Raw genomic sequence first — 12,303 nt, 5'->3', positions numbered from 1 at the left:
GCCCTCTCCCGAGGGCCATGTCGACGACCCCCGGGCGAAAGCGCCGGGGGTTTTTCGTTTCCGGGGCTGGGCTCAGATCCCGGCGCGCCGGGCGGCCCGCGCATCGGGGCGGGGCATCCCCGCCTCGGCACGCGCCCGTTCGATCCCCTCGCGCAGAAGCCGCGCGTTGCGGAGGTTCGCCTTGAAGCCGATGTCGAGGATGTCGCCGAGGATCGGGACCGAGCCCATCACAACGTCGACGCCGATGTTCGCCGCCATCCTCAGCAGGATGTCCTTCGGCAGCCCGAGGCGGTGCGCCTGCACCACCATCCAGGCCGAGGGCGCGGCGACCAGAAGGTCGCCGACACCGGGGATCAGGCCGATGATCGAATCGAAGCCGAACCGGATTCCGAACAGACGGAACCGCGCGTCCAGAAGACGCGCGATCCGGTCGGCCTGGTCCAGAACGGACTGGTGGTCATCGTGATCGAAGCTTGCAGGGGCCATGACAGTCTCCTTCGCTGGGCAACGCCACGGCCCCCGCGCCCGTTCCGGCGTGTTCCGCCGGACGGCGCCTTATTGCACCGCCACCAGCGTCAGGCGGCTGAGGCCCACGGCGAGGTTCAGGCCGGTCTGGCCCTCGACGCTGAAGGGTTGCAGCGCGATCGAATCCTGGCTGCCGCCGATCAGCGCGTTGGCCCCAAGACCCAGCCCCACAGACGCGTCGGCCGAGACGCCCACGTAGGTGCCTTCCAGCGTCAGGTCCTCGGGCGCGCGGTCCAGCGCCTGCACGACGACCCACTTCATGTAGCTTTCGTCGCGGATGCCGATGTCGAGGCCCAGCTTGTCGATCTGGCCGACATAGGTCTGGTTGTTGTCGCTGCCTTCCTGCGAGAAGGTGCAGACCATGTCGCGGCTCGAGCCGACGAGCAGGCCGAAGCCGCCTTCGACCGTGCATTCGAGGTAACCGAGCGTGCTGCCGGTCTCGACAGTCTCGACCTTCACCTGCGCGAGGGCGGGCGCGGCCACGGACAGGGACAGCACGGCGGCGGCGATGGCGGATTTCGACGATAGGGACATGGGATACTCTTTCTTCTGCTTGGGGCGGCGTTGCGCCACCGTTGCAGTCGGAATGTCGCACCCCCCCTGATGCGTTCCCCCTCCCCTTGCGGAAATGGGCGCGATTGGCGGTTCCTTGCCGGTCCCTCCGCCGCCGTTGCCCGGATGCCGGCACGGTGCTAGGAGTTCGGAAAAAGGGTCCGGGGATCACCGATGCTGCGTCTTTCCGCCTTGCTCCTGTGCCTTCTCGCCGCCGCCTGCGGCAACCGCGCCGAAGAGGCGGCGCCAGCGGTCACCCGCGCGGCAGGCCCCGCCGCGATCAACGGCATGATCGACCGCTACGCCGCCGTCTACGACGTCCCCGCGCCGCTGATCCACCGCGTCGTGCAGCGCGAAAGCGGCTACAACCCCGCCGCGCGCAACGGTCCCTACTACGGGCTCATGCAAATCAACCCGGTGACGGCGCGCACCATGGGCCACAGCGGCCCGCCCGAGGCGCTGCTCGATGCCGAGACCAACCTCAAGTACGCGGTGAAGTACCTGCGCGGCGCCTGGATGGTGTCGGACGGCAGCTATGACCGCGCGGTGTCGTGGTATTCCCGTGGCTACTATTACGAGGCGAAGCGGCGCGGCCTCCTGAAGGAAACCGGCCTGCGCCGCTGACCTGCCTCAGCGCGCGGCGCGCCCCGCCGCCAGTTCATCGCGGATCTGGAGCAGCACGTCCAGTTCGGACGGGCCGGTATGGACCTCGGGCGCCACGTCGTCGGGCCGCTCGGCGATCGACTTCACCCGGTTCACCAGCTTCACCAGCATGAACACCACGAAGGCGATGATGAAGAAGTTGATGCAGGCGGTGATGAAGGCGCCGTAGGCGAAGATCGCCGCGCCCGCATCCCGCGCCGCCTGGAGCCCCGCACCCGCGGGCACCTCGCCCGACAGCACGACATACATGCTGGTGAAGTCGACCCCGCCGAGGATCAGCCCGATGATCGGGTTGATCAGGTCGCCCACCAGAGAGTTGACGATGGCGGTGAAGGCCGCCCCGATGATGATCCCCACCGCCAGGTCCATGACGTTGCCCTTGGCGATGAAGTCCTTGAATTCGCGTATCATCTCACAGTCCCCACCGTGTGTGCCGGAGTCCCGGCCTCTTTTTCCGCCCGCAATTTATCATGGATCCGCACGAAAGCGCGCGACAAAATTAGCGCGCCCCCGCGTTTGGTCAGCCCGGCAGCTTTCCGGTCAGCACATAGCGCAGGATCTCGACCACCTGCCGCGGCTCCTCCGCCACCGCCAAGGCGGCGGCGTCCACCTCCTTCAGGGCGTGGGCGTGGTCGGGGCCGTGCAGGATCACCAGCGACTTGCCGAGCGCGGCGGCATAGCCCGCGTCGAAGGCCGCGTTCCACTGCTTGTACTGCTCGCCGAAGCGCACCACGACGACGTCGGCCTCCTCGATCCCCTTGCGGGTGCGGATGGCGTTCAGCTGCGCGCCCTTGCGGTCGTGCCAGAACTTCTTCTCCTCGGCCCCGAGGATCGCAACGCCGCAATCGTCGCTGGCAGCATGGTCGGTCACCGGCGCGTCGAACTGCACGTCCAGCCCCTCGGCCCCGTCGATGATCTGTTCGCGCCAGTCGGTATGGATCTCTCCCGAAAGATAGACCTTCAGCATCCGTATCTCCCTCTTTCCGTCTGTCCTTGGTTATAGGGCGGCCGGTGGCAGGGCAAACCGCGAGGGCGCCGAGCGGCCCGACGCGGCGCGGATCGGGAAACGCGTGCTCACGATGGCTGAAACAATCGTGAATGGAAACGCGGCGCGCCTGCGGCTTAGGTCGGCGACCCTCGAAGTCAACGCAACGCCCTGACGCAGAAGGCGGATTTCGCGCTCATCCGATCCCGCACCCGTTGCGTACAGGGGTGCGATGCCAATGACGGCACACCCACTCAGGAGGAAAACCACATGTTCCGCAGAACCTTCATCGCGCTAGCCGCCACCGCCGCGCTCGCCACCCCCGCCTTCCCGGCCGCCCACTCGATGGACATCGTCGACACCGCCGCCGACGCGGGCAACTTCACCACCCTCGTCGCCGCGGTCGAGGCTGCCGGGCTGGTCGAGACGCTGAAGGGCGAAGGCCCGTTCACCGTCTTCGCGCCGACCGACGAGGCCTTCGCCAAGCTGCCCGAGGGCACCGTCGAGGATCTGCTGAAGCCCGAGAACAAGGACAAGTTGACCGCGATCCTCACCTACCACGTCGTGCCGGGCAAGGTGATGTCGGGCGACCTGAGCGACGGCATGACCGCCGCCACCGTGGAAGGCGGCGAGGTCACAATCAAGACCGAGGGCGGCGTGATGGTGAACGACGCCAGCGTGACCACGGCCGACATCGAGGCCAGCAACGGCGTGATCCACGTCATCGACACGGTGCTGATGCCGCCGATGTGATCGGCTTCCCCCAGAACGAGGAAAGGGGCGCCCGCGGGCGCCCCTTTTGTTGTGTCGAAGGCCGTCAGCCTCAGTGCACCACGGCGTCGTCCGGACGCGGCCGCTGGCTGGCCGACACCCGGTCGCCCACGATCAGCCCGTCGGCCCCCGCGCCGATGTGCACGGTCGTGCCGTCGCGGATGTCGCCCGCCAGCAGCATCTCGGCCAGCTGGTCCTGCAGCGCCCGCTGCACCACCCGCTTCAGCGGACGGGCGCCGAACACCGGATCGTACCCCTCGTCCGCCAGCCACTGCCGCGCGCCCGCGTCGAGGTCGAGCGTGATCTTCCGACCCGCCAGCCGCTTCTGCAGCAGACCGATCTGCAGGTCGACGATGGCCCCCATGTCCTTCCGTCCCAGCCGGTCGAAGATGATGGTCTCGTCCAGGCGGTTCAGGAACTCGGGGCGGAAATGGGCCCGCACCGCGTCCATCACGTCGCGCTTGGCGGCTGAGGAGTCCGCGCCTTCCGGCAGCTGGCTCAGCGCCTGAGCCCCGAGGTTCGAGGTCAGGATGATGAGCGTCTGCTTGAAGTCCACCCGGTGCCCCTGCCCGTCGGTCAGCACGCCGTCGTCCAGCACCTGCAGCAGCACGTTGAAGACATCCGGGTGCGCCTTCTCGACCTCGTCGAACAGCACGACCTGGTAGGGACGCCGCCGCACCGCCTCGGTCAGCACGCCGCCCTCGTCGTAACCGACGTAACCCGGAGGAGCGCCGATCAGACGCGAGACCGCATGCTTCTCCATGAACTCGGACATGTCGATCCGCACCATGGCGCTGTCGTCGTCGAACAGGTACTCGGCCAGCGCCTTCGTCAGCTCCGTCTTGCCGACACCCGTGGGCCCGAGAAACAGGAACGAGCCCAGCGGCCGCGCCTCGTCGTTCAGACCCGCCCGAGCCCGGCGCACGGCGTTGGCCACGGCCCGCACGGCCGTCTTCTGGCCGATCACCCGCTTGGCGATCTCCTCTTCCATGCGCAGCAGCTTGTCCTTCTCGCCTTCCAGCATCTTGCTGGTGGGGATGCCGGTCCAGCGCTCCACGACCGCCGCGATCTGCTCGGGTCGCACGGCTTCCTCGACCATCACGTCGCTCTCGCTGTCCTCGACATCGGTCAGCTGCCGCTCGAGCTGCGGGATCACGCCATAGGACAGCTCCCCGGCCTTCGCCAGATTGCCCTCGCGCTTGGCGATCTCCAGGTCGGCGCGGGCGCGGTCCAGCTTCTCCTTCAGCCCGCGGGCGCCTTCCAGCTTGTCGCGTTCGGCCTGCCACTTGGCGGTCATCTCGGCGGACTGCTGCTGCAGTTCGGCCAGGTCGCGCTCCAGCGCTTCCAGGCGGTCCTTGCTCGCGCGGTCGTCCTCCTTCTTCAGCGCCTCGGCCTCGATCTGCTTCTGCAGGATGTCACGGTCGAGCGCGTCCAGCGCCTCGGGCTTGCTGTCCACCTCCATGCGCAGCCGCGACGCCGCCTCGTCCATCAGGTCGATGGCCTTGTCGGGCAGAAAGCGGTCGGTGATGTAGCGGTGCGACAGCGTCGCCGCGGCCACAAGCGCCGAGTCCGAGATCCGCACGCCGTGGTGCAGCTCGTATTTCTCCTTGATGCCCCGCAGGATCGAGATCGTGTCCTCGACCGTCGGCTCGTCCACCATCAGGGGCTGGAACCGCCGCGCCAGCGCCGCGTCCTTCTCGACGTACTTGCGGTACTCGTCCAGCGTCGTCGCGCCCACGCAGTGCAGCTCGCCCCGCGCGAGGGCCGGCTTGATGAGGTTCGCGGCGTCCATGGCGCCGTCCGACTTGCCCGCGCCGACCAGCGTGTGCATCTCGTCGATGAACAGGATGATCTCGCCCGCGGCCTCGGTGACCTCGGTCAACACGCCCTTCAGACGCTCCTCGAACTCGCCGCGGTACTTCGCCCCGGCGATCAGCGCGCCCATGTCGAGCGCCAGCAGCCGCTTGTTGCGCAGGGACTCCGGCACGTCGCCGTTGACGATGCGGAGGGCCAGACCCTCGGCAATCGCCGTCTTGCCCACGCCGGGTTCACCGATCAGCACCGGGTTGTTCTTGGTCCGGCGCGACAGCACCTGCATCGCCCGGCGGATCTCCTCGTCGCGGCCGATGATCGGGTCGATCTTGCCCTGCTCGGCAGCCTCGGTCAGGTCGCGGGCGTATTTCTTCAGCGCGTCGTACTGGTTCTCGGCACTCGCCGTGTCGGCGGTGCGGCCCTTGCGGATGTCGTTGACGGCGGCGTTCAGCGCCTGCGCGGAAACACCGGCGGACAGGAGAGCCTCCTGCGCCTTCGACTTCACCATGGCCAGCGCCATCAGGATCCGCTCGACCGGAACGAAGCTGTCGCCGCCCTTCTGGGCCAGCTTCTCGGCCTCGGCCAGGACCTTGCCGGTCTGGGCGTCGAGATAGGTCTGCCCGGCGTCGCCCGTGACCTTGGGCAACTTCGCCACGGCGAGGTCGATCGCCTGCCGCACCTGCTGGGCATTGCCGCCCGAGCGGGTGATGAGGTTGGCGGCCATCCCCTGTTCATCGTCCATCAAGGCTTTCAGCAGATGTTCGGGCAGAAGCCGCTGATGGCTTTCGCGCATCGCGATCGTCTGGGCGGCCTGAATGAAACCGCGTGACCGCTCGGTGAACTTGTCCAAGTTCATGGATCTCTCCTTCGTGGTTAAGCGCCCTTCCGTCCGTGGTGCCTGCTTCGCAGCGCACCGCCTGTCGGGCCTTGCCGGATGGAAATGGGGAGCGGCGCACCCTGTGTCAAGATGGCAACAGGTGTGCCCGACACCCTTTGGTCCGAACTGCCGCGCGGCATGGAAATCCGTTTGCTGCGAAAGGCTTGAAGGACATGACCGAGAAAGAGATCCGGATCGTCGCGGTAGAGGTGGCCGATCTTGTCTTCGATGCCTCGCCGCCGCGGCACCGGGCGCGGGTGCGCTTCCTCTACGACCTCGCGCCGGGGGCTGCGGGACAGGGGCGCGGCAGCGCCGGCTGCCTGTGCCAGAGCCGCCTGCCCGCCGACGCCCCGCCCGAGGCGGTGCGCGCCGACCTGGTGCAGAACGGACTGGGCCAGCTCCGGCGGATGCCCGAGGTCTGGCGCGACAAGGCGACATGGAAACTCTGTGTCGATCCGCGGCAGGCCTGAGCGCCGCCATCGATATCGTCCGGAACACAAGCGGTTTTTTCGCAGCCATGAAACTTATCCACAGGCTGTGACGTTATTCGGGTATCCCGGCCACAGACCGGCCTGTTCTGGAGAAGCACGTGAGCCCGCCGTTCCCCCACCGCAGCCCCGTCCGGCCAACCCGCCCCGCGCCCGGCCGTGTCACGGGCGAGGATCGGGGCCACTGTCTCCGTTTGTTTGCAAGAGGGTAGTGTCATGCTCGTTCTCGAAACCAAGATCTCCCGGGTCCGCCGCGACCGTGACTTCGGCCAGATCGAAGCCCGCGTCACCCTGTTCGCCAAGATCCAGGCCGGGCGCCCCGCGCACCCGATCTCGGTACTGACCCATGTTCCCGCCCGCGGCGACCGCCCGCTGCGCGAACGCTTGATCGAAGACGCGATCTTCCTCGCCCGGCACCTGAAGTCGCGCCCGACCGTCGGCCAGCGCCGCACCGCCGCGTGACCGCAGGCCAGTAAAGGCTTGCGCCGCCGCCCCCGCCGCCTAGAACGGGCGCGAAGGGGCGGCGTCCGGCCATGCCCCGCGACCGGAGGCACAATGGCCGAACTCCACACCCTCGCCGACGACCGCCTGATCGTCGCCATCGATCTTCCGAACGCGCTCGCCGGTCTGGAGCTTGCCCAGCGGCTCGGGCCCGCGGTCAGCTTCTACAAGATCGGCCTTGGCATGCTGACCGGCGGCGGCATGGCGCTGGCGATGGAGCTGAAGGGCGAACACGGCAAGCGCATCTTCATGGACCTGAAGCTGTTCGACATCGGCGCCACCGTCGAGGCGGCGGTGCGCGGGCTTGCCGCCCTCGACCTCGACTTCCTGACCGTTCACGGCGACCCCCACGTGGTGCGCGCGGCCCGCAACGGAGCGGGCGGCAGCGACATGAAGATCCTCGCCGTCACCATCCTAACCTCGCTCGACCGCGCCGACCTCGACGCCTCGCTGATGCGGGAGGGGGACGTGCCGCAGATGGTGGTGGAGCGCGCCGCCCGCGCGCTGGAGGCGGGCGCCGACGGCGTCATCGCCTCGCCGCAGGAGGCCGCGGCGATCCGCGCCCTGCCCGAAGCGGCGGGCCGCCTGATCGTCACCCCCGGCGTGCGCCCGGCGGGCAGCGCGCTTGGCGACCAGAAGCGCGTCACCACCCCGGCCGAGGCGATCAGGAACGGCGCCGATCACGTCGTCGTCGGCCGCCCCGTCTGGCAGGCCCCCGACCCCCGCCGCGCGGCGGAGGCCATCGTGGCCGAACTGACCTCGCCCCAGGCGCGCCGCCCCAATCAGGCCTGACCGGACACCGCCCGCCGCAGAAGCCCCAGGCAGACCTGCGTCGACAGCGCCATGTCCTGCACGCTGATCCATTCCAGCGGCCCGTGCAGCTCCTGCTGGCCGGTGAAGATGTTCGGACAGGGCACCCCGAACTCGGTCAGGCGCGACCCGTCGGTGCCGCCACGGATCGCGCGCGACCGCGGCTCGACCCCGGCATCGCGGCAGGCGGCCTCGGCCAGGCGCACCGGGGTCATGTCCTTCTCCAGCCAATAGCGCATGTTGCGGTACTGGTGCGAGATCTCGCAAGTGATCCGCGCCCGCGGCTCCCCGGCCTGCACCGCCGCGCAGACCTTCTGCAAGAGCGCGCCATGGGCCGCGAGACCCTCCAGCTCGAAATCCCGCAGGATGAAGGTGATCTCGGCCTCCGCCGCCCCGCCGCGCAGGTCGGTCGCGCAGAGGAACCCCTCGCGTCCCTCGGTCGTCTCGGGCGTCAGGGTCCCCTGCGGCAGCGCCGAGAGGATCTTCGCGCAGAGCGTCAGCGCGTTCACCATCTCGCCCTTCGCCGTGCCGGTGTGGGTCGAGACGCCCACCACCTTCACCGTCGCCCCGTCGGCCGAGAAGCTTTCCCAGTCCACCTCCCCCGGCGCGCCGCCGTCGAAGGTATAGGCGAAGTCGGCGCCCAGATCCTTCGCCAGCCGCGGCGTCACCCCGCGCCCGATCTCCTCGTCCGGGGTGAAGGCCAGCCGGACCTTGCCATGGGGCATGTCGCGGTTCTCCAGCAGGTGCCGCGCCGCTGTCATCACGATCGCCACGCCCGACTTGTCGTCGGCGCCCAGCAGCGTTGTCCCCGAGGCGGTGATGATGTCGTGCCCTACCTTCTCGGCCAGCAGCGGTGAGCGTTCCGGCGTCAGGGACAGTTCGGGCGCATCGGCAAAGCTGATCGCCCCGCCGTTGTAGCCGCGATGGACCACCGGCTTCACGCCCGAGGCATGGAAGGCCGGCGCCGTGTCCACATGCGCCATCAGCCCGATCACCGGCGCGCCCTCCACCGTCGCGGGCACCGTCGCCAGCACCACGGCATAGTCGGTCAGCACGATGTCCTCGGCCCCGATCTCCTCCAGTTCCTTCACCAGCAGCCGCTGCATGTCGAGCTGGATCGCCGTGCTGGGCACCGTCCTGCTGCGGGCATCGCTCTGGCTGTCGATGGCGGCATAGCGCAGCAGCCGGGCCTCGAGCTCGGCGTCGAAATCGGTTCTCATGGGAAGGCCCTCAGTCGTTTATGTCATGGTCGAAGAGCTTGACCTGCCCCTCGCGCACCCCGAACACCTTGCGCAAAACCACCCAGGCCGCAAGCGAGAGCACCGCGAAGACCACCAGCGTCGCGGGCACCGATCCGGCAAGCCAGGCCGCCAGCGGCCCGCCGACAAGGAACAGCACAGCGATGATCCCGGCGCCGATGGCGAAGCCGAGCAGCACGAAGGCCGGGGCGAGAACCTCGAGGATCGCCAGCACCGCCGCCGCGATGGCCCAGACCCACCAGGCGGCCCAGCTCATGTCCGGCTCCCGAACATCAGCTTGAAGGCGTCGCGGAAGGAATCGACCGCGTCCGACGGCAGCAGCACCGTCTGCGTGCCCGCCTTCTCGGCGATCCGCCCCAAGGCCTCCACCTGCTTCAGCGCCACCTGGTACTGCGCCGCCCCCATGCCGTTGTCCCTGAGCGCCTCGGCGACGATGGCGGTGGCATAGGCCTCGGCCTCGGCCTGGATCCGCCGCGCCTTGCTGACCTGCTCGGCGGCGTAAAGCTCGGCATCCGCGGCCAGCTCCACCGCCCGCTTCTTGCCCTCGGCTTCCGTGACCTGCGCGCGGCGCGCCCGCTCGGCGTTCAGCTGCTGGAGCATCGCCTCGCGCGTCGACTGGTCCAGGTTCACGTCCAGAAGCTCGGCCCGCGTGACCTCGATCCCCCAGTCGTCCACCGCCGATTCGACCTGCACCTTGATCTTGCCGATCAGCTCGGAGCGGTTCGACTGCACCTCGTCCAGCTCCATCATCCCGATCTCGGCCCGGACGATCCCCGCGACCACCGTGGCGATGGCGGCATCCACGTCGCGGATCCGGTACACCGTCTTCTCGGGCTCGAGGATCCGGTAGAAGACCGAGGTCTCGACCCGGACCAGCACGTTGTCCCGGGTGATCGCGTCCTGCTCGGCATTGGGCAGCTGGCGTTCCAGGATCGACACCTTGTGCGCCACCCGGTCGAGGAAGGGCACGATCAGGTTGATCCCCGGCCCCAGCACCGCGCGCAACCGGCCGAACCGCTCGATCACGTATTTCTCGGACTGCGACACGATCCGCACGCCCAGCAGCACGCAGACGACGATGAACAGGGCGACGAGGATCAGGAAGAAATTGCCGCCGACGAAATCCAGCAGCGCCGTCTCGAAGTTCAAATCCGCACCCTCCCTCAAATACCTGCCGCGCAGTCTAGGCCTGTCCGACCTCCTCAAGATAGACCCTAAGTCGCGCCTGCAGGGAAGGCACGGCGTCGCTCAGGCGCAGGAACTGGTCGATCCGCATCTGCCGCCAGCACTGCCCCTCGTTGCCGAGCCGGATCCGGTTGACGTCGAGCTCCGGCAGGTCGGCCACGAAGAACCAGACCGGCCCCTCCTCGGGACGGTACGAGTCGAACTCCCGCCGCCAGCTGAACACGTCCTCTCCCAGCGTCAGGCCCAACTCCTCCCGGGTCTCGCGCAGCACGCAGACCTCGGGCGATTCGTCGCCCTCGCGCCCGCCGCCGGGGAAATCCCAGTGGGCGGGAAACAGAATGTCGGGCTTGTCGTCGCGCAGGATGGTGATCAGCTTTCCCCGGCTGAGGAGCGCCAGCTTCGCCCCCGCAAAACTCACTGTGGTCAAGACACCGCCCTCCGCGATAGAATATGGGGGCCGACCCTGCCGCACCCCGGCGCCACGGATCCAGCCCATGCCCGCCCTCTGCCGCGACTGTCTTACCCGCTTCGACGCCGGGGGGCGATGCCCCTCCTGCGCCTCCCCGCGCGTGACCGCCCACCCCGAACTCTGGGATCTCTCCATCGCGCACATGGACTGCGACGCCTTCTACGCCAGCGTCGAGAAACGCGACAACCCCGAACTCCGCGACAAGCCGGTGATCATCGGCGGCGGACGGCGCGGCGTCGTCTCCACCGCCTGCTACATCGCGCGCATCAAGGGCGTACGCTCGGCCATGCCGATGTTCCAGGCGCTGAAGCTCTGCCCCGAGGCGGTTGTGGTGAAGGGCCGGATGGACGTCTACGTCGAGGTCTCCCGCCAGGTCCGCGCCCTGATGGACGAACTCACCCCCGCCGTCGAACCCTTGTCCCTCGACGAGGCCTTCATGGACCTGACCGGCACCGCGCGGCTCCACGGCGCGCCGCCCGCGGTGATGCTCGCGCGGCTGGTGAAGCGGATGAAGGACGAGATCGGCATCACCGGCTCCATCGGCCTCTCCCACAACAAGTTCCTGGCCAAGGTCGCCTCCGACCTCGACAAGCCGCGCGGCTTCTCGCTGATCGGCAGGGCGGAAACCGCGGCCTTCCTTCACGACAGGCCGATCCGCCTGATCTGGGGCATCGGCGCGGTGTCGCAGCAATCGCTGGAAAAGGCCGGGATCCGCACCTTCGCCGACCTCCTCCGCTGGGACCGCCGCGACCTCGCCGCACGCTTCGGCGGCATGGGCGAGCGGCTCTGGCATCTCGCCCGCGGCGAGGACCACCGCCCGGTCTCGGCCCACACGCCGGTCAAGGGCATCTCGAACGAGACCACCTTCCACGAGGACACCGCCGACCCCGAGATCCTCGACGGCCACATCTGGCGCCTCGCCGAAAAGGTCTCGGCCCGCGCCAAGGCGAAGCGGATCGAGGGCCGCGTGGTGACGCTGAAGCTGAAGCGCGCCAACCATTCGCTGCTGTCACGCCGGATCACGCTGCACGACCCGACCCAGACCGCCGACCGCCTCTACCGCACGGCCCGCTACCTGTTCGAGACCGCCAGGGACCAGGGCCCCTTCCGCCTCCTTGGCGTCGGCCTTTCCGACCTCGCCCCCGAAGGCGGCCCGGCCTCCGCCGACCTTCTCGATCCCGGCGCCGCGAAGCGCGAATCGGCCGAGCGCGCCGCAGACGCGATCCGCGCGCGATTCGGCGACACCGCGATCCTCAAGGGCCGGTCCCTGCGATAGACGGAGAACGCCTCCAGCGGGAGGATCTGGACAGAAAAGACGCCTGCACTGTCGCGTTCTCGGGCTTCTTCTTTGCAGAAATACTCCCGCCGGAGGCATCCGCACCCTCCTGCCCGCGCCGCCGCCCGGA

15 protein-coding genes are annotated in these 12,303 nt (G+C 68.7%); 6 read left to right on the top strand and 9 right to left on the bottom strand.

The genetic code is table 11. The features are described 5' to 3' along the window. Positions 1–72 precede the first annotated feature (72 nt). A complete protein-coding gene (locus tag A7B20_RS10675) occupies positions 73–486 on the bottom strand; it encodes a DUF4112 domain-containing protein (protein ID WP_102108569.1) in 414 nt (137 codons plus the stop codon). Positions 487–555: 69 nt separating this feature from the next. After that, positions 556–1,059 (bottom strand): DUF992 domain-containing protein, encoded by a 504-nt coding sequence (locus tag A7B20_RS10670; protein WP_102108568.1) that lies wholly within the window; start codon positions 1,057–1,059, stop codon positions 556–558. A gap of 192 nt (positions 1,060–1,251) precedes the next feature. On the opposite strand from A7B20_RS10670, the gene A7B20_RS10665 reads away from it, so the two are divergent. Continuing rightward, complete coding sequence (locus tag A7B20_RS10665; protein ID WP_102108567.1) at positions 1,252–1,701, top strand: transglycosylase SLT domain-containing protein; 450 nt, start codon at positions 1,252–1,254, stop codon at positions 1,699–1,701. A 6-nt stretch (positions 1,702–1,707) separates the two neighbouring features. Here A7B20_RS10665 and mscL read toward each other — a convergent pair whose 3' ends face one another. Together mscL and A7B20_RS10655 are read right to left on the bottom strand one after the other, a co-directional pair. Next, positions 1,708–2,151, bottom strand: a complete 444-nt coding sequence (gene mscL, locus A7B20_RS10660; RefSeq protein ID WP_102108566.1) for a large conductance mechanosensitive channel protein MscL — start codon at positions 2,149–2,151, stop codon at positions 1,708–1,710. Between the two features lie 109 nt (positions 2,152–2,260). After that, positions 2,261–2,707, bottom strand: a complete 447-nt coding sequence (locus A7B20_RS10655; RefSeq protein WP_102108565.1) for a YtoQ family protein — start codon at positions 2,705–2,707, stop codon at positions 2,261–2,263. 288 nt (positions 2,708–2,995) lie between these two features. On the opposite strand from A7B20_RS10655, the gene A7B20_RS10650 reads away from it, so the two are divergent. Next, a complete protein-coding gene (locus tag A7B20_RS10650) occupies positions 2,996–3,478 on the top strand; it encodes a fasciclin domain-containing protein (protein ID WP_102108564.1) in 483 nt (160 codons plus the stop codon). Between the two features lie 70 nt (positions 3,479–3,548). On the opposite strand, the gene clpB is transcribed toward A7B20_RS10650, so the two are convergent. Then, on the bottom strand, positions 3,549–6,164 hold the full coding sequence (clpB, locus tag A7B20_RS10645; RefSeq protein ID WP_102108563.1) for an ATP-dependent chaperone ClpB: 2,616 nt from the start codon (positions 6,162–6,164) through the stop codon (positions 3,549–3,551). Between the two features lie 194 nt (positions 6,165–6,358). Between clpB and A7B20_RS10640 the strand changes: the two genes are divergently transcribed. The 3 genes from A7B20_RS10640 (at position 6,359) to pyrF (ending at position 7,966) form a co-directional block, all read left to right on the top strand. Then, on the top strand, positions 6,359–6,655 hold the full coding sequence (locus A7B20_RS10640; RefSeq protein ID WP_102108562.1) for a hypothetical protein: 297 nt from the start codon (positions 6,359–6,361) through the stop codon (positions 6,653–6,655). Positions 6,656–6,889: 234 nt separating this feature from the next. Then, entirely contained in the window at positions 6,890–7,135 is a 246-nt protein-coding gene (locus A7B20_RS10635; protein WP_102108561.1) for a hypothetical protein, read from the top strand. A 93-nt stretch (positions 7,136–7,228) separates the two neighbouring features. Then, positions 7,229–7,966, top strand: coding sequence for an orotidine-5'-phosphate decarboxylase (pyrF, locus tag A7B20_RS10630; RefSeq protein WP_102108560.1), 738 nt, complete (start codon positions 7,229–7,231; stop codon positions 7,964–7,966). Here the strand turns inward: pyrF and pepT are convergent. Genes pepT through A7B20_RS10610 form a run of 4 tightly spaced genes read right to left on the bottom strand, consistent with a single transcriptional unit; the run spans position 7,957 to position 10,846 of the window. Beyond that, the gene (gene pepT, locus A7B20_RS10625; RefSeq protein WP_102108559.1) at positions 7,957–9,204 is read right to left on the bottom strand and encodes a peptidase T; all 1,248 of its coding nucleotides are present in this window, start codon (positions 9,202–9,204) and stop codon (positions 7,957–7,959) included. The two genes, pyrF and pepT, sit on opposite strands and share 10 nt — an antisense overlap. A gap of 10 nt (positions 9,205–9,214) precedes the next feature. Continuing rightward, complete coding sequence (locus A7B20_RS10620; RefSeq protein WP_102108558.1) at positions 9,215–9,499, bottom strand: NfeD family protein; 285 nt, start codon at positions 9,497–9,499, stop codon at positions 9,215–9,217. Continuing rightward, the gene (locus A7B20_RS10615; protein WP_102108557.1) at positions 9,496–10,392 is read right to left on the bottom strand and encodes an SPFH domain-containing protein; all 897 of its coding nucleotides are present in this window, start codon (positions 10,390–10,392) and stop codon (positions 9,496–9,498) included. Before A7B20_RS10615 ends, A7B20_RS10620 begins: the two co-directional genes overlap by 4 nt. 34 nt (positions 10,393–10,426) lie before the next feature. Next, positions 10,427–10,846, bottom strand: a complete 420-nt coding sequence (locus tag A7B20_RS10610) for an NUDIX hydrolase (protein WP_216641193.1) — start codon at positions 10,844–10,846, stop codon at positions 10,427–10,429. A gap of 76 nt (positions 10,847–10,922) precedes the next feature. Between A7B20_RS10610 and A7B20_RS10605 the strand changes: the two genes are divergently transcribed. Continuing rightward, positions 10,923–12,173 carry a DNA polymerase IV gene (locus A7B20_RS10605; protein WP_102108555.1) on the top strand — a complete coding sequence of 417 codons (1,251 nt, stop codon included), beginning with the start codon at positions 10,923–10,925 and terminating at the stop codon, positions 12,171–12,173. Positions 12,174–12,303: the final 130 nt, after the last annotated feature.

The sequence above is a fragment of the Oceaniglobus roseus genome, from assembly GCF_002869745.1.
Classification (GTDB): Bacteria; Pseudomonadota; Alphaproteobacteria; order Rhodobacterales; family Rhodobacteraceae; genus Oceaniglobus; species Oceaniglobus roseus.
Note: the sequence above shows the minus strand (reverse complement) of the source record. Positions and strands in the feature narration are given on the sequence as shown.